Here is a 21,029-nt window from a genome sequence, read left to right as displayed (position 1 = left end):
GAGGCCGAGGTGACGTCCACGTTGCGGCCACCCCCGCCGGCGCCGCCGCGCTCGCCGGCGGTTCCCAGCCCCGCCCCCCACTCGCCGCGCCGCGGCCGGACCTGGCGGCAGGCGCTTCGCCGGGACTGGCAGCTCTACTCGCTCGCGGTCCTGCCGCTGCTCTTCTTCCTGGTCTTCCGGTACCTGCCGATGCTCGGGAACATCATCGCCTTCCGCCGTTTCAAACCGGGCGGCAACATCTTCGGTGAGTACTGGGTCGGGCTGCGGTACTTCCGGATGTTCCTCACCGACCCGACGTTCTGGGAGGTGTTCACCAACACGCTGGTGCTCGGGACGCTGACCCTGCTGTTCTGCTTCCCGCTGCCGATCGTGCTGGCGCTGCTGCTCAACGAGGTGCGTGCCCGCCGGTTCAAGCGGTTCGTGCAGTCGGTGTCGTACCTGCCGCACTTCCTGTCGATCGTGATCGTGGCGGCGATGGTCATGCAGTTGACCTCGATCGAGGGCACGGCCAACCAGATCGTCGGCCTGTTCGGCGGTGATCCGGTGGCGTTCCTGCAGCAACCGGGGTGGTTCCGCACCATCTACGTCTCGTCCGAGGTCTGGCAGACCGTCGGGTGGGGCACGATCCTCTACCTCGCCGCCCTCACCACCATCGACGAGGACCTGTACGAGGCCGCCCGGATCGACGGCGCCGGCCGGCTGCGGCAGACCTGGCACGTCACCCTTCCCGGCATCCGGCCCACCATGATGACGCTGCTGATCCTCAACATCGGCAGTTTCCTGGCGGTCGGGTTCGAGAAGATCCTGCTGCTCTACAACCCGCTGACCTACCCGACCGCGGACGTGATCTCCACCTACCTGTTCCGGATGGGTTTCCAGTCCAGCAACTTCAGCTACGCCGCCGCCATCGGTCTGTTCGAGGCGGTGATCGGGCTGGTCCTGGTCCTGTCGGCGAACCTCATCTCCCGTCGCACAGTGGGGACGAGCCTGTGGTGATCCTCGGCGCGAAGCGCGACGCCCCGAAGACGCGCGGCCCGGTGGACAGCCGCGGCTACCGGATCTTCCGAGTCGTCAACACGATCGTCCTGCTCGGCGTCGTGTTCGTGACGCTGTACCCGTTCCTCAACATCGTGGCCCGCTCGCTCAGCGAAGAGGCGTACATCATCGCCGGGAAGGTGAGCATCGTCCCGCGCGGGTTCGACCTGACCGCGTACAAGCTGCTGATGTCCGACGCGCTGTTCTGGACGAACTACCGCAACACCGTGGTCTACACGGTGGTCGCCACGCTCATCTCGATCGTGCTGACCACCTGTTACGCGTACGTGTTGTCGAAGCCGCAGCTCAAGGGGCGTGGCCTCCTGGTCGGCATCGCGCTGTTCACCATGTTCTTCTCCGGCGGTCTGATCCCCAACTACGTGCTGGTCACCAGCCTGGGCATGAAGAACACCATCTGGGCCGTGGTGATCCCCAACGCCATCAGTGTCTTCAACCTGCTGGTCATGAAGGCGTTCTTCGAGAGCCTGCCGACCGAGTTGGAGGAGGCGGCGGCGGTCGACGGGCTGAACACGTACGGCATCCTGTTGCGGATCGTGCTGCCGCTGTCGAAGGCGATCATCGCGACGATGGTGCTCTTCTACGCGGTCTCCTTCTGGAACTCGTGGTTCACCGCGTTCCTCTACATCGACGAGCAGGACCTGCTCCCGGTGACCGTCTACCTGCGCAACCTCATCGCGGGCGCCACGAGCGCCGAGTCGGCCGCCGCCGACGCCGACAAGGTCCAGGCCGCGGCCACCCTCCAGGCCGTGACGATCGTGCTCACCACCCTGCCCATCCTGGCGGTGTACCCCTTCGTCCAGCGGTACTTCGTCCGCGGCGTGATGCTCGGCGCCGTCAAGGGATGACGTCGGCCACCGCACCGCTTCCACCGAACCCCACCACCGAAAGGACGAGCCATGCTCCACAAGACGTGGCGCCGCGTGGCGATAGCCACCGCGGGTCTGCTCGCGCTCACCCTCAGCACCGCCTGTTCCGAGGACCCCGGCGAGTCGAAGGACCTCTCGGAGAACCGGGTCGGCGCGATGGCCGACTACGGTGTCGGCGACCAGTTCAAGGCCACCGAGGCGCTCTCCTTCTCCACCCTCTACAACAACCACACGTTCTATCCGCTCAAGGAGGACTGGCTGTTCTGGTCCGAGTTGACCAAGCGGACCAACGTCAAGATCGAGCCGGTGGCGGTCCCGCTCAGTGACTACGAGCAGAAGCGCAGCCTGCTGATCGGCGCCGGGGACGCCCCGCTGATCATCCCGAAGACGTACCACCCGCAGGAGGACGCGTTCGTGTCCTCCGGGGCCATCCTCCCGGTGAGCGACTACCTGGATCTGATGCCCAACCTCAAGGAAAAGATCACCAAGTGGAACCTCAAGCCGGAGATCGACAACCTGCGGCAGGCCGACGGTAAGTTCTACCTGCTGCCCGGCCTGCACGAGAAGCCCACGCAGGACTACACGGTGCTGGTGCGCACCGACATCATGCAGGAACTCAACCTGGCGACCCCGAAGACCTGGGACGACCTGTACACGGTGCTCAAGGCGATGAAGGCGAAGTACCCGAACGTCTACCCGTACTCCGACCTCTTCAGCAAGCCCAACCCGACCGGCGCCCTGCTGGGGATCCTCGGCTCGTCCCACGGCACCTACGCGGGCTGGGACTTCCAGCACGCCACCTGGGACCCGACGGCGAAGAAGTTCACCTACACCGGCTCGTCCGAGCAGTACAAGCAGGTGGTCACCTACCTGCACAAGCTCGTCGCCGAGGGACTGCTCGACCCGGAGAGCTTCACCCAGACCGACGACCAGGCACGCCAGAAGCTCGCCAACGGCAAGTCCTTCGTGGTCACCGGCAACGCACAGACGCTCGTCAACAACCACCGGCCCGACCTGGCCAAGACTCTGCCGAACGCCAAGATGGCCAAGATTCCGCTGCCGATGGGCCCCACCGGCGAGGTCAATCCCTTCCCCCGGCTGGAGAACGGCATCATGATCTCCTCGAAGGCTCGGGAGAGCAAGAACTTCGTGGCCATGATGCAGTTCGTCGACTGGTTGTGGTATTCGGACGCCGGCCTGGAGTTCGCCCGCTGGGGCATCGAGGGCACCACCTTCACCAAGGACGCGACCGGTAAGCGCACGCTCAACCCCGGAGTCGATTTCCTCGGCCTCAACCCGAAGGCCCCCAAGCACCTGCAGAAGGACTTCGGCTTCCAGAACGGCGTCTTCGCCTACGGTGGCACCCCCGACCTGGTGCGTGGGTTCTTCTCCCCGGAGGAGTTGGAGTTCCAGAAGGTGATGGACGCCCGCACGCCGAGGGCGGTCCCCCCGCCGCGCCCGTTCACCGACGAGGAACGCGAGCAGGTGTCGCTCTGGGAGACCCCGCTGAAGGACTTCGTCACCCAGAACACGCTGAAGTTCGCCCTCGGCCAGCGGCCCCTCACCGAGTGGGACGCGTACGTGGCCGAGTTGAAGGCCAAGAACTCCGAGCAGTACATCGACCTGGTCAACAAGGCCTACGAGCGCTTCCAGAAGAACAACGGCTGATCAACGGGGAGTCCGGGCGGGCGGCCCCAACCCCCCGACCGGACTTCCCGGCGACCACCGGCCCGGTGCGACGCGCGCGACCCGCCCGCCCTCCGGCAGGACGACCAGAGGACAGCGGTGCGCGGCACCGTCTCCGACCGGAAGGAGCGACCGTGAGTGGCGCGGCCCAGACCTGGCGACAGTTCGGCGAGGGACCACTGTCGCGGATCACCTCACGCGTCTACATCCTGCTCGTGGTCGAGCTGCTCCTGCTCCTCACCACCCTGCCCGGTCTGCTCCCGCTGCTGGTGCTGGGCCGCGACCCCAGCAACCTGCCGCTGGTCGCGCTGTTCCTGACACCGGTCGGCCCGGCGGTCTCCGCCGCCCTGTACGCCCTGCGTCACCAGCGAACCGACCTCACCGACCTGCGCCCCACCGCCCTGTTCTGGCGCGGTTACCGGGCGAACGTGGCCGGCGTCCTGCGCGTCTGGGTGCCGACGCTGCTGTGGCTGACCGTGCTCGCCATGAACCTCGCCTACCGCGACGCGGTCGGCCTTGCGGGCTGGTGGACGGTGCCGCTGCTCCTGCTCGCCGTGGGGGTGACACTCTGCGCGGCCAACGCCCTGGTGATCACCTCATTGTTCGACTTCCGCACCCGTGACGTGCTCCGGCTGGCCGTGCACTTCCTCGTGCGTACCCCCGGTGTCACCCTCGGCACCGCGCTGTTGCTGGCGGCGGCGACCGGCGTCACCGCGGTCTTCTCCGAGGCGGTGCTGGCGATGTTCGGCTCGGTCGCGGTCCTGGCGCTCCTGCGCGTCGGTGACCCGATGGTCGACCTGATCCGGAAGGAGTTCGCGGCATGAGCCTGCCCGTCACCGCCAAGGTGCCCTTCGGGGGCGACTACAACCCCGAGCAGTGGCCCGAGGACGTCTGGAAACAGGACCACCGTCTCTTCGACAGCGCCCGGATCGACCTGGTCACCCTCGGCGTGTTCGACTGGGCGCTCACCCAGCCCGCCGAGGAGGTGTACGACTTCTCGCTGCTGGACCGGATCGTGGAGCGGGTCGCGGCCGAGGGGCGCGGAATCTGCCTGGCGACCGGCACCGGAGCCCACCCGGCGTGGTTGGCTAAGGCGTACCCGGAGGTGACCCGCACCGACTTCGAGGGTCGCAAGCACCGGTTCGGCCAGCGACACAACTCCTGCCCCAGCTCCCCGGTCTTCCGCCGGCTCTCGGTCGAGCTGGCCCGCCGGGTCGCCCGCCGCTACGCCGACACCCCGGCGGTCGTCGCGTGGCACGTGGGCAACGAGTACGGCGGCGCCTGCTACTGCGAGCTGTGCGCGGCCGGCTTCCGGAGCTGGCTGCGCAACCGGTACGGCACCCTCGACGACCTGAACGCGGCCTGGTACACGACCTTCTGGTCGCACACCTTCACCGACTGGGACCAGATCGAGCCACCGTCGGCACTGACCGAGCACTGGCGCGGCCCGGACCACACCGCGTTCCAGGGCATCACCCTGGACTACCTGCGGTTCTCCTCCGACGCCATGCTGACCAACTTCCACGACGAGAAGGCCGCCATCCGGGAGTCCAGCCCCACCCTGCCGGTGACGACCAACTTCATGGGCATGTACCGACCGATCGACTACCACCGCTGGGCGGCGCACCTGGACTTCGCCTCCTGGGACAACTACCCGCCGGACGACGAGTCCGCGGCTCGGATGGCGCTGACCCACGACCTGATGCGAGGGCTCAAGGACGGCCAGCCGTTCTGGTTGATGGAACAGTCCCCGGGCGTGACCGCGTGCCGCGACGTCAACCCGCTGAAGCGGCCCGGCCTGATGCGGCTGTGGAGTTGGCAGGCGGTGGCGCACGGCGCCGACGCGGTGCTGTTCTTCCAGCTGCGCGCCTCCCGGGGTGCCAGCGAGAAATACCACGGCGCGGTCATCGGCCACGCCGGCCGCTCCGACACCCGGGTGTTCCGTGAGGTCGCCGAGCTGGGTGCCGAGCTGGACCGCCTCGGCCCGGCCTCGTTGGGCGCGCGGACGCCGGCCCGGGTGGCGCTGCTCTTCGACTGGGACAGCTGGTGGGCGTTGGAGATCTCCGACGGCCCGTCCCGACTGGTCCGCTACCAGCAGGTGGTGCTCGCGTACCACCGGGCGCTCTGGGACGCCGGGGTGGACCTGGACGTCGTCGCGGTGACCGCCGACCTGTCCGGTTACGCCGTGGTCGTCGCGCCGGCCCTGCACATGCTCAAGGGCGACCTGGCGCAGCGCCTGGAGGACGTGGCGGCGCGCGGCGGGTCGGTCCTGACCACCTACCTGTCGGGTCGGGTGGACGAGAACGACCAGGCCTTCCTGATGGACGTGCCGGGACCGCTCGGGCAGCTGATGGGCGTCCGGGTGGACGAGTGGGACGCACGGGGGCCGGGGGTGGTCAACCCGGTGCGCCTCGGCGCCGGCGCCGACCAGATCGACGTCGAGGCGCGGCTGCTGTTCGAACTGGTGATTCCGCAGGGCGCGCAGGTGGTCGGCACCTACCGGTCCGACTTCTACGCGGGCACACCGGCGGTGACCCGCAACTCCTTCGGCGCCGGCGACGGCTGGTACGTGGCAGCCGACCTGGACCAGGCCGGGGTCTCCTGGGTGGTCCGGCGGGTGCTCGCCCGGCACGACGTGCTCGGGCCCTACCCGGACGTCCCGGACCTGGAATCCGCCGTCCGGGTCGCGCCGGACGGGTCGCGACTGCTCTTCCTGCTCAACCACCGCGCCGACCCGGTCGAGGTGACCGCCCGGAGCAGTGGCGTCGACCTGCTCACCGGTGACCGGGCCGTGACCGGCTCCACCCTGCGCCTACCGGCGTACGGCGTCGTCGTGCTGAAGGAGGACAGGTGAACGCCGACGAGTCGGTCCACCTGGAGCAACTGATGTTCGTCGACGATCCGATGGAGACCAACGAGCCACGCGTCCACCCGGCCTGGCTGCCTCCGGAGGCGTTCCGGTCGCTCGGCGCGCGGCGTGTCCTCGTCCACGGTGACGGGTTGCTCGTCGACACCGTGCTGCACGAGGTTTCGCGCGCCTGCGCACGCTACGGCGGGCGGGTGTGGCATTCCCCCTCCTGGGACGTCGACGTCGACCTGGTGTTCGCCCTGCGCGGCGCCGACGAGCTGCCCAACTCGGCAGTGCTGGCGGCGCGGTCGGCGGGGGAGACGGCGCTGGCCGAGATCGGCGACGGGGAGTCGCTCGGCGACGAGGGATTCCTGCTGGCCCGGGACGGCGACGTGACCGTGGTGCTGGCCGACGAACCCGCCGGCCTGCTGTACGGGCTGTTCCACGTGGTCCGACTCTGTGCGGCGGCCTTCGACGCCGAGCGCCCGCCGGAGCGGCACCGGCCGGCGCTGCGTCGGCGGATGCTGAACCACTGGGACAACGTGGCCGTGCACCCGGTGATGGGCCAGGTCGAACGGGGGTACGCGGGCGGCTCGATCTTCTGGCAGGACGGCCGACCGCGCGGTGACCTGGCCCGGATCCGGGAGTACGGGCGACTGCTGGCGGCGAGCGGTGTGAACGCGATCTCGGTGAACAACGTCAACGTCGCCCGGACCGAGGCGCTGCTGCTCACCGACCGGCTCGGCGACGTCGCCGAGATCGCGGACGTGCTGCGTCCGTACCACATCCGGGTGCACCTGTCGGTCACCTTCGCCGCGCCGGTGGTCCTCGGTGGCCTGTCGACCGCCGATCCCCTGGACGAGGGGGTGCGGGCCTGGTGGGCCGCGACCACCCGCAACGTGTACGACCGCATCCCCGACTTCGGCGGCTACGTGGTGAAGGCCGACTCGGAGGGTCAACCCGGCCCGTTCACCTACGGGCGTGACCACGCCGACGGGGCGAACGTGCTGGCCGAGGCGCTGGCGCCGCTCGGGGGAGTGGTGCACTGGCGGGCGTTCGTCTACAACCACCGCCAGGACTGGCGGGATCGGTCCACCGACCGGGCGCGCGCCGCGTACGACCATTTCGCCCCGCTCGACGGCCGCTTCCGCACCAACGTGGTCGTGCAGGTGAAGTTCGGTCCGGTGGACTTCCAGACGCGTGAACCGGTCTCCCCGGTGATCGCGGCGATGCCGGCCACCCGGATCGCGGTGGAGTTGCAGGTAACCCAGGAGTACACCGGCCAGCAGCGGCACGTCTGCCACCTCGGCCCGTGGTGGGGTGAGGTGCTGCGGTTCGCGCCGTGGGGTCCGGGCGGGCGGGCGGTGGCCGACGTGGCGGCGGGCGAGTCGGGCACGGGCGGCGGTCTGGTCGCGGTCGCCAACGTGGGCGACGACCTCTTCTGGACCGGGCACCCGTTGGCGCAGGCCAACCTGTACACGTTCGGCCGGCTGGCCTGGGACCCCCGGCGGGACACCGCCGCGATCCTCGACGAGTGGATCACGCTGACCTTCCCGCCGTCGGCGACCGCCGACCCGGACCTGGTGAGGCGGACGCTGCACGAGGTCATGGACGACTCGTGGCGCACCTACGAGCGGTACACCGCCCCGCTGGGCGTCGGCTTCATGGTCAACCCCGGTGACCACTACGGCCCCGGCGTCGACGGGTACGAGTACACGCGGTGGGGCACCTACCACTTCGCCGACCGCGACGGCGTGGGCGTGGACCGCACCCGTGCGTCGGGCACCGGCTTCACCGGCCAGTACCCGCCCTACTGGGCGCAGGTGTACGAGTCGCCGGAGAGCTGCCCGGACGAGTTGCTGCTCTTCTTCCACCACGTGCCGTACGGACACGTCCTGCACAGCGGGTCGACAGTCATCCAGCACATCTACGACACCCACTTCGCCGGTGTCGAGGAGGTGACGGTGATGCGACGTCGGTGGCGGACACTGAACGGGATGATCGACCCGGCGGTGTACGAGCGGGTGGCCGAACGTCTCGACGAGCAGGTGCGCTGCGCCACCGAGTGGCGCGACCAGATCAACACGTACTTCTACCGCAAGTCCGGAGTGCCCGACGAGCGGGGACGGGACATCTACTGATCGGGACAGGGGAGGCCGGCCGGGTCTCCCCGCCGGACGTCCGACACGTTCCGAGAACTTGCCGGAAATTGCTCGCACGCAGCCGGCGGCGGTGGTGCCTGTCCATGCCGATTGGTGTGCAGGTGACCCCGGAAACCGTTGCGGCGAAAGGTTTCCGGAAGTCTTGACAATCGAGGCAGCTCGATCGAAGCTGACATGGTCACGCGAGCCGCGGTCAAGGTCGGGCGAAGGGCAGTCCTCGACTTAAGTCCCCTTCCACGCGCCTTTTTCGCAAGGGATCGCGACGATGACACTGAAGACCCGGATGCTTGGCGTCGTCATGGCGGCCGTGACACTGGCCGCCGCCGCGTTGACGTTCGCCGCACCGGCGTCGGCGGCGACGCTGACGCAGGTGACCAACTTCGGCACCAACCCCACCAACCTGCAGATGCACCTCTACGTCCCGGACCGGGTGGCGTCCCGGCCGGCGATCCTCCTGGCCATGCACTACTGCACCGGCACGGGCCCGGCGTTCCACTCCGGCACCCAGTACGCGTCCCTCGCGGACCGGTACGGGTTCATCGTGATCTACCCGTCGGCCACGCGCAGCAGCAAGTGCTGGGACGTGTACTCGCCCCAGGCGCTACGCCGTGGCGGCGGCAGCGACCCGGTCGGGCTCATGTCGATGGTCGACTACGTGAAGCAGCGCTACTCGGCCGACCCCGCGCGGATCTTCGCGACCGGCACCTCGTCCGGCGCGATGATGACAAACGTCATGCTGGGCGTCTACCCGGACGTCTTCGCGGCCGGCGCGTCCTTCGCCGGGGTGCCGTTCGCCTGCTTCGCCACCGGCGGCAGCTCGGAATGGAACAGCCAGTGCGCGAACGGGCAGCTCATCAGGACCGCCCAGCAGTGGGGAGACCTGGTCCGCGAGGCGTACCCGGGCTACAGCGGCCCGCGGCCCCGGATGCAGATCTGGCACGGCACCAACGACGAGACGCTGCGCTACCCGAACTTCGGTGAGCAGGTCAAGCAGTGGACCAACGTGCACGGGCTGAGCCAGACCCCGACGTACACCGACTCCCCGCAGTCCGGTCACACCCGCACCCGGTACGGCAGCAGCGGCCCGATGGCACCGGTCGAGGCGATCAGCATGCAGGGCGTCACGCACAACCTGCCGGTCGACGCCGCGCAGGTGATCCGCTTCTTCGGGCTGGACGGCAGCACGCCACCGACGACTCCACCGCCTACCACGCCGCCGCCGACCACTCCACCGCCGACGACCCCGCCCCCGACCACTCCGCCTCCGACGACCCCGCCGCCGTCCGAGGGCGCGTGCCGGGTCGGCTACACGGTCAACGCCTGGAACACCGGTCTCACCGCGAGCGTGACCATCACCAACACCGGCTCCGCCGCTGTGAACGGGTGGGCGTTGACCTTCACGCTGCCGGGCGGACAGCGCATCACCAGCGGCTGGAACGCCCAGTACGCCCCGACGAGCGGAGCGGTCACCGCCCGCAACGTCTCCTACAACTCCACCATCGCTCCGAACGCATCGGTCGAGATCGGCTTCCAGGCCACGCACGAGGGTGGCGCCGGTAAACCGTCGTCGTTCGCCCTCAACGGCGCCGCCTGTTCGGTGTCCTGATTTTCCTTCCCACCCACCACCACAGAAGGAGTCGCACGAGATGAGAAGAGCCAGATGGAAGGCGGCATCGAGAGCCGCGATGGCGCTCACCGCCGCGGGCGCGCTCGCCGCCGGCATGGCGCTGTTCATGACGGCGCCAGCCGCCGCCGGGACGACCCTGGGCGCGTCCGCCGCTGAGAAGGGTCGCTACTTCGGTACGGCGGTGGCCGGATTCAAGCTCTCCGACAGTGCGTACACCACGATTTTGAACCGCGAGTTCAACATGGTGACGGCTGAGAACGAGATGAAGATGAACGCCACCGAGCCGCAGCAGGGTCAGTTCAGCTACGGGGCGGCGGACCAGATCGTCAACCACGCGCGCAGCCGCGGCATGAGCGTGCGTGGTCACACGCTGGCGTGGCATTCCCAGCAGCCCGGCTGGATGGAGAGCATGAGCGGCAGCGCGCTGCGCTCGGCGATGCTCAACCACGTGACGCAGGTGGCGACGCACTTCCGTGGTCAGGTCGTGGCGTGGGACGTGGTGAACGAGGCGTTCGCCGACGGCAGTTCGGGCGCGCGTCGTGACTCCAACCTGCAGCGCACCGGCAACGACTGGATCGAGGCGGCGTTCCGCGCCGCGCGGGCCGCGGACCCGGGCGCGAAGCTCTGCTACAACGACTACAACACCGACAACTGGACCCATGCAAAGACGCAGGGCGTCTACAACATGGTGCGGGACTTCAAGCAGCGTGGCGTGCCGATCGACTGCGTCGGTTTCCAGGCGCACTTCAACAACGACTCCCCGTACGTGAGCAACTTCCGCACCACCCTGTCCAGCTTCGCCGCCCTCGGCGTGGACGTACAGATCACCGAGCTGGACATCCAGGGCGCGTCCGCGAACACCTACCGCAGTGTGGTGGAGGACTGCCTGGCCGTGGCCCGGTGCAACGGCATCACGGTGTGGGGCATCCGGGACAGTGACTCGTGGCGGGCTTCGCAGACCCCGCTGCTGTTCAACAACAACGGCTCGAAGAAGCCGGCGTACGACGCGGTGCTCGCCGCGTTGAACAACGGCACCACGCCCACCGACCCGCCCACCGACCCGCCGACCGACCCGCCGACCGACCCGCCCACCACCCCGCCGCCGGGGCCGGGCGGCTGCACCGCGACGGTGTCGGTGAACCAGTGGACCGGCGGTTTCGTGGCGAACGTGCGGGTGACCGCCGGTTCGTCGGCCCTCAACGGGTGGACGGTGACGATCGCGCTGCCGTCCGGCGCGACGGTCACCAACGCGTGGAGCGCCAACCGCAGCGGAAACACCGGCACGACGAACTGGACCAACGTCGCCTACAACGGCCAGGTCGGCGCCGGCCAGTTCACCGAGTGGGGATTCCAGGCCAACGGCACCGCCGGCAGCCTCACCCCCACCTGCTCAGCTCGGTAAAGCCCACCGGCCGGTGCGGAGGCCCCAACCTCCGCACCGGCCGGAAAGGGGGCGGGTGAGCCGCTCGGTGCCGGCGTGGCGCAGCGCCTCGGCGGCGCTCACCGGCTCGACCGTGCCGTAGTCGGGCCGTTCGCCATCGTCGAGGACCCGGTAGACGTCGAGGATGGAGTGGGTGCCCGATTCCTGCGCCCACTCGTCGTTGAACAGCTCTTCCATCGCGGCCGGACGGTTCGGATAGTCGCTCGCCGAGTTGGGGGTGTCACCCCGGGCCCACCAGTACCCGCCCTCGGCGAAGACCTCGTCCCGCAGGCATCAGTGCCGGCACGGTAGCGGGCAACACCGACATCGGTGGAGGAGCAGTTCGCCGAGTCTCGATCCACGTTCGGTGTCAGGCCTGGGCGGCGACGAGGAAGATCGGCACGACGACGAGGATCCGGTTCGCGCGGGCGCGCGCTGCCTGCTCGGCGAGCCAGCTCTCCTCGTCGGTGATCCGTTTCACCAGGTCGAGCGCGGTGTCGCCGGTGAACACACCGGTGTGCACCTCGACGATCGGGTCGGTGAACCCGGCGTCGAGCAGCAGGTTGCGATACCCACGGGCAATGCGCGGCGACGGCAGCGAGTCCGCCTTCGCGTGGACCAGCCGACGGGTGGTTTCCGGCTCGTCCGAGTCGATGGCGATCATGTCCCAGTCCTGGCCGAGCAGCACGGCTCGGCCGCCCGGTGCGAGGACCCGCCGAGCCTCGGCGACGGCTCGCGCCGGGTCTTCGAGCACGTGCAACACCTTGTCCGCCCGGTAGTGGCTGGCCGAGCCGGTCTCCAACGGCAGCGCGCAGGCGTCCCCGACCTGGAACACGCCGGCCGGCCAGCGCTCCCGGGCCACGGCGATCATCTCGGGGTCGAGGTCGACGCCGACCGCGTGGGCTCCACGCTCGGCCAGCTCGGCGACGGCGCGACCACCGCCACAGCCAACGTCCACGACGGTTCGGCCAGTGAGGTCGCCGAGCAACTCGTAGGAGCGGGTGCGCAGTGCGACGGCCGCAGGCTCGCGCTCGATGGCATCGAGGGTAGCTAGAAGACTGGACATGCCCGCCATGGTCGGACTTAATGTCGACATGACGTCAAGCCCGATGACGATCGGCGAAGTGGCTGACCACTTCGGCCTACCAGCGCACGTCCTGCGGCACTGGGAATCGGTGGGCCTGCTGAGCCCCGCCCGGGTCAGCGGTGGTCGTCGCCGCTACACCCGCGATGACCTGTTCCGGGTGGCCTCGATCCTGCGCGCGAAGCAGGCCGGCCTGTCGCTGCCGGACATCCGGGCGTTCCTCGCCGCGCGCGACCCGGCCGCTCGCAAGGACGTGCTGCGCCGCAACCACAGCGCGCTGCACCAGCGGATGGTCGCGTTGCGGTCGGCGCTCGACCTGCTGGAGGCCGGGCTCAACTGCGCACACGAGGACATCTCGACCTGCCCGAACTACCGCACCCATCTCGCCGCACTGGTGGAGTGACTAGCCGTCGATGCGGGTGATGTTGCGAATCTTGTTGGACGCGTCCAGGGCAGCCACCTTGTACGCCTCGGCCAGGGTCGGGTAGTTGAACACCGCGTCGATCAGGTAGTCGATCGTGCCGCCGCAGCCCATCACCGCCTGCCCGATGTGGACGATCTCGGTGGCGGCGGTGCCGAACACGTGCACCCCGAGCAGCCGGCCGTTCTCGGGGGAGACGAGCAGCTTCAGCATGCCGTACGAGTCGCCGACGATCTGGCCACGGGCCAGCTCGCGGTAACGCGCGATGCCCACCTCGAACGGCGTGGAGCTCTCGGTGAGCTGCGCCTCGGTCTGCCCGACGAAGCTGATCTCCGGGATCGTGTAGATGCCGATCGGTTGCAGGCCGTGCATCTCCCGGATCGGCTCGCCGCAGGCGTGCTGAGCGGCCAGCCGGCCCTGCTCCATCGAGGTGGACGCGAGGGCGGGGAAGCCGATGACGTCGCCGACGGCGTAGATGTTGTCCACCGCCGTGCGGTAGTTGGCGTCCACCGTGATCCGGCCGCGCCGGTCCGCCTCCAGCCCGGCCGCCTCCAGTGCCAGGTCGTCGGTCTGGCCCTGCCGGCCGGCGGAGTACATCACCGTGTCCGCAACGATCTTCTTGCCGCTCTTGAGGATGCACAGCGCGGCGGTCTGGTGCTTCTCCACGGCGGCGACCTCCTCACCGAAGCGGAACGCCACGGACAGGTCGCGGAGGTGGTACTTGAGCGACTCGATGATTTCGTCGTCGCAGAAGTCGAGCATCCGGTCGCGGCGTTCGACCACCGTCACCTTGGTGCCGAGGCCGGCGAACATCGAGGCGTACTCCATGCCGATCACGCCGGCGCCGACCACGACCATGCTGCGGGGTACGGCTTGGAGGTTGATGACGCCGTCGGAGTCCACGATTGTCCGGTCGTCGAAGTCGACGCTGTCCGGGCGGGCCGGGCGGGTGCCCGCCGCAATGACGATCTTGTCGAAGGTCACCTTGGACTCACGGCCGGAGCCGCCGTCGACCCAGATCGAGTGCGCGTCCGCGAACCGGCCGGTGCCCGTGATCATCGCGACCCGGTTGCGGGCGAGCTGGTTGCGGATGACGTCGGTCTGCCGGGTGATGACGTGCTGGGTCCGGGCGGCCAGATCGCTGACGGTGATGTCCTCCTTGACCCGGTAGCTGCTGCCGTACAGGTCCCGCTGGCTCAGGCCGGTCAGGTAGAGCACGGCCTCGCGCAGCGTCTTGGAGGGGACGGTGCCGGTGTTGATGCACACCCCACCGATCATGTCGCGGCGGTCCACGATGCCGACCCGCCTGCCGAGTTTGGCCGCGGCGATTGCGGCCTTCTGACCGCTGGGACCGGACCCCAGCACCACCAGGTCGTAGTCATACACAGGCGTTAGCGTCGCAAGATGTCGCGGCGCGCGCCAGACCCCGCACGTGAGCGTTACTCGTCTGCCACCTCGCAGACACCACCGTTCACCGTGACCTCCTGCGGCGTCTGCGAGCCGCTGGCGACGACTCCGAGCGACACCGTGCCGCCGGGCGGGATCAGCCGGTTGTGGCGGACATTGCGGACCCGCAGGTAGCCGCTGTCGCGGTCGACGAATTCCGCGCCCCACAGGTTGTGCAGCTGCTGGCCGGCGTAGAACCGCCAGCTCATCGTCCACCCGTCGATCGGCGTCGAGCCGGTGTTCGTGACCGCGAGACGGGCCACGAAACCGTCCGGCCACTGCCCCACGGTCGACCGTACCGAGCAGCTGGGCGGTGGTGGCAGCGTGGTCACGGTGACCGGTTCGGACAGGGGTGACAGGTGGCCGGCCTCGTCCTTGGCCTGCACCACGAAGGTGTACGTGGTGTTCGGCGTCAGCCCGCTGATCTGGGTGCTGTTCCGTCCGGGTGGGTACTGGTAGACCTCGTTGACCAGGGTGAGGGTGCCGCCGGAGTCGACCCGGAACACCTCGTACCGATCGAGCACCACGTTCTCGACCGAGTGTGTCCAGCGGAGCCACAGCCGCGTGGCGGCGACGTCGTAGGCGAACGGTTGACCGGGTGCGCCGGGGGGTTGGTCGTCTCCCGGTGGCATGGTCAGCCGCAGGGTCGGATCGGCCAACGACCTGTTGCCGGCCGCGTCCACCGCCGCGACGGAGAAGGTGTACGTGCGCGACGGTCGCAGGCCGGTGATCCGGATGCTCGTGGTGTCGGTGGAGTAGTGGGCGCCGGTGTCCTCGAACCGCGCGGAGACCGGGTAGCTGACCACGCCGACGTTGTCGGTCGCGGCGGCCCAGGTCAACTCGATCCAGGTGGTGTCGACGGCGACGACCGTGATGGGGCCGGGTGCGGTGGGGCGTTCGGTGTCCGCCGCGGCGTACGCCGGGGTCGCGCCCGCCGCGACCAGGGTCGCCGTGAGCGCGCAGGCGGCCAGTGCGGCAGCCCTGGACCGGACGCCGCGCCACTGGTGATCGCGCATGATGATCGCCTCGCTTCCGGGTGACCGCAGCGGACCAGTCATCGACCAGTAACGATGTTAGGGCAGTGCCGGTCGCACCGGTGTCCCGTCAGCCCACGAGGCGACGTTCCCAGGCCCAGGCGGCGATCTCGACCCGGTTGCGGGCTGTGAGCTTCATCTGCACGCTGGCCAGGTGGGTCTTGACCGTGCCGACGGCGATGAAGAGCCGAGCGGCGATCTCGGCGTTGGTCAGACCCCGGGCGACGAGCTTCACCACGTCGAGTTCCCGTGGGGACAGCGCGGCGTCGTCGAAGGCCGGAGCGGGTGAGCTGAGGCGCTCCAACAGCCGTACCGTGATGGACGGGCTGATCAGCGCGTCACCGGAGACGGCCGCGCGGACCGCCTCGACGAGCAGGGCCGGCCCGGAGTCCTTGAGCAGGAAACCACAGGCCCCGTTGGACAGCGCCGTGTGCACGTACTCGTCCAGGTCGAAGGTCGTCACCACGACCACCCGGACCGGGTCGGCGACGCCCGGCCCGGCGAGCAGTCGCAGTGCCTCGAGGCCGTCGAGGCGGGGCATCCGGATGTCCAGCAGCACCACGTCCGGGCGCACTCGTCGGGCCAGTTCGACGGCCTGGACGCCGTCGGCGGCCTCGCCGACCACCTCCATGTCCGACTGGGCGCCAATGATCATGCCGAAGCCGGTCCGGACCATGGCCTGGTCATCGGCGATCAGCACCCGGATCATCGGCCCACCGCCGAGTGCAGTGGGAACGCGGCGTCGAGCACCCAGCCGCCGGCGACGCCGGGTCCGGCGGTGATCGTGCCGCCGAGGGCGCGTACCCGCTCGGTGAGGCCGATCAGTCCGAAGCCGTGCCCCCGGGCCGGCGCGGTGCGTGGCGACGCGCCGTCGTCGGCGACCCGGACCAGCAACCAGTCCGGGGTACGTCGCACGGCCACGTCCACGGACCGGGCGTCCGGCGCGTGCTGGCGGGCGTTGGTCAGCCCCTCCATCACCACCCGGTACGCCGAGGTCGACACCTCGACCGGCAGCGCGTCCAGGTCGCCGTCGACGTGCAGCCGTGCCGACGCGTTCGCCGCGCCGTTGAACCCGGTCAGCAGCGGTTCCAGCTCGGTCACCCCGGCCAGTGGAGCCAGCGGCGCGTCCGGCGGGGCATCCGGGTTCCGCAGGACTCCCACCATCCGTCGCATCGAGGCCATCGTCTCCGCACCGGCCCGCTCGATCTGCTCCAGGGCGACGATCACCCGGCGCGGGTCCTGCTCGGCGACGAACCGGGCGCCCTGCGCCTGCACCACGATGCCGGTGACGTGGTGGGCGATGAAGTCGTGCAGGTCACGGGCGAACTCGGCGCGCTGCTCGGCCCGGACCAGCGCGATCGCCCGCTCCCGACCGGCGGCTGTGATCCGCAGGTAGAGCCCCACCCCGGCGGCTCCAGCCGCAGCGAGCGCCTGGAGCAGACCGAAGATCACGAGCACGGTGTCGGTGCCGGTACGCAGCGGGATCGCGGTGACGGCGAGCCCGACGGCCACCGCCGCCCACGGTGCGAGCCGGGGCGCGCCCCAGCGGGTCACCACGAAGACCACCCCGAGCAGCCCGCCCGCCTCGGCGAGCCCCCAGCTGCCGCCGAGGAGGTAGCTGCTGTTGGCGGCGACCCGGATCGCCGCGGTCACGGCAAGCGAGGTGGCGGCGAGCGCCAACGCGGCCGCCGGCAGCCAACGGGAACCCAGCCGGTGCACCGGCAGCCAGAGCGGCACCGTCGCCACCGCCAGCCCCATCCGCACCAGCACGAGCAGGAGGGCAGCCGGGCTCATCCCCACGGACGTGCTGAACCGCAGGTCGAACAGAGCGAGCAGGCCGATGGCCACCAGTCCGGCGGCCTGCGCCAGGCGTACCCACCAACGTCGAAGATCCGGCGTGCTCATGATGACCCAGCGTAGCCAGCCGGGCGGAGGTGGTAGATCGGCCGAAAGACAGACCCGCCACCGGCGATACCCGGCCCCGGGCCGATGCGCCCACCCACCGGTGGCGGCGAAGCTCGCCGGGTCACATCGCAGCCACTGGAGGAACAATGACAACCCACGCCCCGCCGGAGACCAGCCACGCCGCGGTCGCCGCGGTCGACCTGGTGAAGGTGTACGGCAGCGGCGACACCGCAGTCCGTGCCCTGGACGGGGTCTCGGTCGGCTTCGGCCGGGCCGAGTTCACCGCGATCATGGGCTCGTCCGGGTCCGGCAAGTCGACCCTGATGCACTGCCTCGCCGGCCTCGACACGGCCACCTCCGGACGCGTCCTGCTCGGCGGGACGGAGCTGACGGGTCAGTCGGACCGGACCCTGACCCGGGTACGCCGGGACCGCATCGGGTTCGTCTTCCAGTCCTTCAACCTGCTGCCGCAGCTCACCGCCGCGCAGAACATCACCCTGCCGCTGGACCTCGCCGGCCGGGAGCCCGACGCCGAGCTCTTCCAGCACCTGGTGCGGGAGCTCGGCCTCGGTGACCGCCTCGGCCACCGGCCCAGCGAGCTCTCCGGCGGCCAACAGCAGCGGGTCGCGCTGGCCCGGGCGCTGGTGGCGCGGCCCGAGGTGGTCTTCGCCGACGAGCCGACCGGCAACCTCGACTCCCGCTCCGGCGCCGAGGTGCTCACCATCCTGCGCGACTCGGTACGCGACCTCGGCCAGGCCGTCGTCATGGTCACCCACGACCCGATCGCCGCCGCGTACGCCGACCGGGTGGTGCTGCTCGCCGACGGGCGGGTCGCCGGCGAGATCGACAAGCCGGACCAGGTGTCGGTCACCGACGCGCTGCGTGACCTGGGTGCCCGCGCATGAGGGCGACCGTGCTGCGTACCCAGACGAGCGCCGCGGCTCGGCGACCCGGCCGGCTGGTCCTGACCGGCCTGGCGATCCTGGTCGCGTCGTTCGTCGTCTTCGGCACCGTGCTGGTGCAGCAGATCACCGAACGAACCGTGCGGGACAACCTGAGCGCCACCCCGGCCGCCACCGACCTGGTGATCGGCAGCCCCGAGCAGCCGCCACCCACCGTGACGGAGCTGCAGCACGTCCGCGCCGTGCCCGGTGTGGCCGAGGCGGTGGCCCGGGTGGCTGTCGGCGTCTCGGTGGGCGAGGGGTACCTCAACCTGCAGGCCGACCCCGGCAGCGGTCCGCTCACCACGGTCCGGGTGATCGAGGGTAGCTACCCGGACCAGCCCGGAGAGATCGCGATCACGCCGCGCACCGCCGAGCGGCTCGGGCTCGCGGTGGGCGCCACGACCACAGGTACGGGCGGCGAGCTCACCACGCCCACCCGGCTCACCGTCACCGGTGTGGTCGACACCCCCGCAGATGCCGGCTTCGACGCGTACGCCCCGGACAGTGTCGTGACCGCCTGGGCGCGGCTGACCGCGGTGGAACGCCTCGATGTGCGAGTGACCCCCGGTCAGTCGGTGGACGCCGTCCGCCAACGGGTGACCGCGGCGTTCGCGGCCGACCAGTCGGTCCGCTCCGGTGCCGAGGTGCGCCAGGCGGAGGCCAACGCGGCGGCCGAGGAGGTCGGGAGACTCTTCATCCTGGTGGGCATGTTCGTCTCGATCGCGGTGGTCGCCGCGGCGCTGGTGGTCACCTCGACCTTCCGCATCGTCTTCGCCCAGCGGATGCGCCAGCTCGCGCTACTGCGCGCGGTCGGCGCGAGTCGGGGCACCCTGGTGGGGGCGTTGACCGCCGAGGGAGCCCTGACCGGGTTGGTCGCCGGCGTCGTCGGGGTCGCCAGTGCCCTCGCCCTCGGGTACGCCCTGCCGGCGGTTCTGCGCGCCTCCGGAATGGCGGTCTCGTCACCGGGCCTGCCACTGGCGGCGGCGGTCATGGTGGTGATCGGTGCCGGCGTCGTCACCGTGCTGGCCGTCCTGGCGCCGGCACTCTCCGCCGCCCGGGTCTCTCCGCTGGAGGCGCTGCGTACGGCGAGCACCACCGCCGGCCGACGCGACATCGGGGTGCTGCGCCTGGTGTGCGGGCTGCTCCTGGTGACCGGCGCGGCCCTGGCCGCAGTCGCGACGATCAGCCGGTTGCCGAAGCCCGACCAGTCGAACTACGACCCGACGATGCCACTGCTCCTGCTTGTCGCCTCCGGCACCCTGGCGTTCTTCGCGCTGGTGGCCCTCGGCCCGCTGCTGGTGCGTCCGGTGCTCGCCGTGGTGGGTTGGCCACTGCGGCAACTCGGGCCACTCGGGCGGATGTCGGTCGGCGGGATCGGCGGGACGCCGCGCCGCGCGGCCGCGGTCTCGGTTGTCGTCGCGCTCGGCGTGACCCTGATCTCCGGGGTGGTCATCGGCGGTGCGTCGCTGCAGGTCCTCGCCGACCGCGAGTTGGCCCTCTCCGCACCGACCGACTTCGAGGTCACCAGCAACGGTGGGACACTGCCGGCCGCTGTCGTGACCCGCGCCGAGGCGGCGCGCGGCGCGCTGGCCCGAGTGGTGCCGTACCGGCGGGTCGACGACGTCACGCTGATGCGCGGTGCGGACAAGCTCGGCGACGTCGAGCCCGGTTACCCGACGAACGACCTGGACCTGGCGGCGTTGCCGACCACCGGCGACCTGGACGTCGCCCAGGGCACGTTGACCGATCGTGGCCCGGGCCGGATCGTGCTCAACAGCTGGGTCGCCCGGGACGCCGGTCTCCGGGCCGGCGACACCGTCACGCTCGCCATCGCCGCGCGCAGGGTCGACGTGCGGGTGGCAGCGGTCCTGCCCGGTGACGGCCCGCTGCACGCGGGCATCCTCGCCGACCGGGCCGACCTGGACCGGCTCGGCGTGCCGGCCGCGTACACCGGTCTGCTGGCCGACGCGGCCAGTTCCGGCGAGGACGGCCGCACCGCCGGTGTGCGGGCGCTGCGTCAGGCGATTGGGGACAGCGACAGTGTGGGCCTCGCGGTGCTCGCCGACGAACGGGACCGAAACGCCGATGTGCTGAGCAGCCTGATCTGGATCGCGGTCGGCCTGGTCAGCATGACCGTGCTGATCGCGGTGGTCGGCGTGGGCTCCACGACCGCGCTCTCGGTGGTCGAGCGGGTACGCGAGTCTGGGTTGCTCCGGGCGATCGGCCTGTCCCGGGCCGGCCTGCGCACCATGCTGACCGTCGAATCCGGCCTCTACGGGGTGATCGGTGCCACCATCGGCCTGCTGCTCGGCATCCCGTACGCCTGGTTGGCGGTCCAGACCCTCGGGATCGAGGCACCGCTGACCGCGCCGGTGCTGCCGCTGGCCGGGCTCTTCGTGGCGCTGGTCGGGCTGACGGCGCTGGCGGGGGTGCTCCCCGCCAGGCGGGCCGCGCGGGTAAGCCCGGTGGTGGCACTGGGGGCCGACAACTGAGCACGTCGTGGGGGTGGCTCCGCGTCTTCGGCGCCACC

General features: G+C 70.2%; 17 protein-coding genes. 11 read left to right on the top strand and 6 right to left on the bottom strand.

Features of this window, described 5'->3' with window-relative positions:
• Positions 1-9: 9 nt before the first annotated feature.
• The 8 genes from ABGB10_RS00750 to ABGB10_RS00715 all read left to right on the top strand — a co-directional run bounded on the left by ABGB10_RS00750 (position 10) and on the right by ABGB10_RS00715 (position 11,647).
• On the top strand, positions 10-996 hold the full coding sequence (locus tag ABGB10_RS00750) for an ABC transporter permease subunit (protein ID WP_347658847.1): 987 nt from the start codon (positions 10-12) through the stop codon (positions 994-996).
• Positions 993-1,901, top strand: coding sequence for a carbohydrate ABC transporter permease (locus tag ABGB10_RS00745; protein ID WP_347658846.1), 909 nt, complete (start codon positions 993-995; stop codon positions 1,899-1,901). Before ABGB10_RS00750 ends, ABGB10_RS00745 begins: the two co-directional genes overlap by 4 nt.
• A 51-nt stretch (positions 1,902-1,952) precedes the next feature.
• Complete coding sequence (locus tag ABGB10_RS00740) at positions 1,953-3,590, top strand: extracellular solute-binding protein (protein ID WP_347658845.1); 1,638 nt, start codon at positions 1,953-1,955, stop codon at positions 3,588-3,590.
• A 152-nt stretch (positions 3,591-3,742) separates the two neighbouring features.
• On the top strand, positions 3,743-4,432 hold the full coding sequence (locus ABGB10_RS00735; RefSeq protein WP_347658844.1) for a DUF624 domain-containing protein: 690 nt from the start codon (positions 3,743-3,745) through the stop codon (positions 4,430-4,432).
• Complete coding sequence (locus ABGB10_RS00730; RefSeq protein WP_347658843.1) at positions 4,429-6,462, top strand: beta-galactosidase; 2,034 nt, start codon at positions 4,429-4,431, stop codon at positions 6,460-6,462. The genes ABGB10_RS00735 and ABGB10_RS00730 overlap by 4 nt, the downstream gene beginning before the upstream one ends.
• Positions 6,459-8,597: an alpha-glucuronidase gene (locus ABGB10_RS00725; protein ID WP_347658842.1), complete on the top strand. Its 2,139-nt coding sequence runs from the start codon at positions 6,459-6,461 to the stop codon at positions 8,595-8,597. The genes ABGB10_RS00730 and ABGB10_RS00725 overlap by 4 nt, the downstream gene beginning before the upstream one ends.
• A 286-nt stretch (positions 8,598-8,883) precedes the next feature.
• A complete protein-coding gene (locus ABGB10_RS00720) occupies positions 8,884-10,224 on the top strand; it encodes a PHB depolymerase family esterase (protein WP_347658841.1) in 1,341 nt (446 codons plus the stop codon).
• Between the two features lie 79 nt (positions 10,225-10,303).
• On the top strand, positions 10,304-11,647 hold the full coding sequence (locus tag ABGB10_RS00715) for an endo-1,4-beta-xylanase (RefSeq protein WP_347659225.1): 1,344 nt from the start codon (positions 10,304-10,306) through the stop codon (positions 11,645-11,647).
• Here ABGB10_RS00715 and ABGB10_RS00710 read toward each other — a convergent pair.
• Both ABGB10_RS00710 and ABGB10_RS00705 read right to left on the bottom strand, forming a co-directional pair.
• Positions 11,636-11,863, bottom strand: coding sequence for a hypothetical protein (locus tag ABGB10_RS00710; RefSeq protein ID WP_347658840.1), 228 nt, complete (start codon positions 11,861-11,863; stop codon positions 11,636-11,638). The two genes, ABGB10_RS00715 and ABGB10_RS00710, sit on opposite strands and share 12 nt — an antisense overlap.
• A gap of 172 nt (positions 11,864-12,035) precedes the next feature.
• On the bottom strand, positions 12,036-12,731 hold the full coding sequence (locus tag ABGB10_RS00705; protein ID WP_347658839.1) for a methyltransferase domain-containing protein: 696 nt from the start codon (positions 12,729-12,731) through the stop codon (positions 12,036-12,038).
• Here ABGB10_RS00705 and ABGB10_RS00700 point away from each other — a divergent pair.
• Complete coding sequence (locus ABGB10_RS00700; RefSeq protein ID WP_347658838.1) at positions 12,700-13,152, top strand: MerR family transcriptional regulator; 453 nt, start codon at positions 12,700-12,702, stop codon at positions 13,150-13,152. The two genes, ABGB10_RS00705 and ABGB10_RS00700, sit on opposite strands and share 32 nt — an antisense overlap.
• Here the strand turns inward: ABGB10_RS00700 and sthA are convergent, their stop codons facing one another.
• From sthA to ABGB10_RS00680, 4 genes are all read right to left on the bottom strand, one after another.
• Positions 13,153-14,556 (bottom strand): Si-specific NAD(P)(+) transhydrogenase, encoded by a 1,404-nt coding sequence (gene sthA, locus ABGB10_RS00695; RefSeq protein WP_347658837.1) that lies wholly within the window; start codon positions 14,554-14,556, stop codon positions 13,153-13,155.
• A gap of 53 nt (positions 14,557-14,609) precedes the next feature.
• Positions 14,610-15,632 (bottom strand): cellulose binding domain-containing protein, encoded by a 1,023-nt coding sequence (locus ABGB10_RS00690; RefSeq protein ID WP_347658836.1) that lies wholly within the window; start codon positions 15,630-15,632, stop codon positions 14,610-14,612.
• A gap of 88 nt (positions 15,633-15,720) precedes the next feature.
• Positions 15,721-16,359, bottom strand: coding sequence for a response regulator transcription factor (locus ABGB10_RS00685; RefSeq protein ID WP_347658835.1), 639 nt, complete (start codon positions 16,357-16,359; stop codon positions 15,721-15,723).
• Positions 16,356-17,555: a histidine kinase gene (locus ABGB10_RS00680; RefSeq protein ID WP_347658834.1), complete on the bottom strand. Its 1,200-nt coding sequence runs from the start codon at positions 17,553-17,555 to the stop codon at positions 16,356-16,358. Before ABGB10_RS00680 ends, ABGB10_RS00685 begins: the two co-directional genes overlap by 4 nt.
• Before the next feature lie 146 nt (positions 17,556-17,701).
• Between ABGB10_RS00680 and ABGB10_RS00675 the strand changes: the two genes are divergently transcribed.
• Both ABGB10_RS00675 and ABGB10_RS00670 read left to right on the top strand, forming a co-directional pair.
• The gene (locus ABGB10_RS00675; protein ID WP_347658833.1) at positions 17,702-18,460 is read left to right on the top strand and encodes an ABC transporter ATP-binding protein; all 759 of its coding nucleotides are present in this window, start codon (positions 17,702-17,704) and stop codon (positions 18,458-18,460) included.
• Positions 18,457-20,991 (top strand): ABC transporter permease, encoded by a 2,535-nt coding sequence (locus tag ABGB10_RS00670; protein ID WP_347658832.1) that lies wholly within the window; start codon positions 18,457-18,459, stop codon positions 20,989-20,991. The genes ABGB10_RS00675 and ABGB10_RS00670 overlap by 4 nt, the downstream gene beginning before the upstream one ends.
• The last annotated feature ends 38 nt before the right edge of the window (positions 20,992-21,029 follow it).

The sequence above is a fragment of the Micromonospora sp. B9E7 genome (assembly GCF_039871815.1).
Classification (GTDB): Bacteria; Actinomycetota; Actinomycetes; order Mycobacteriales; family Micromonosporaceae; genus Micromonospora.
The sequence above is the reverse complement of the archived record's forward strand: the minus strand, read 5'-3'. Positions and strand labels throughout refer to the sequence as shown.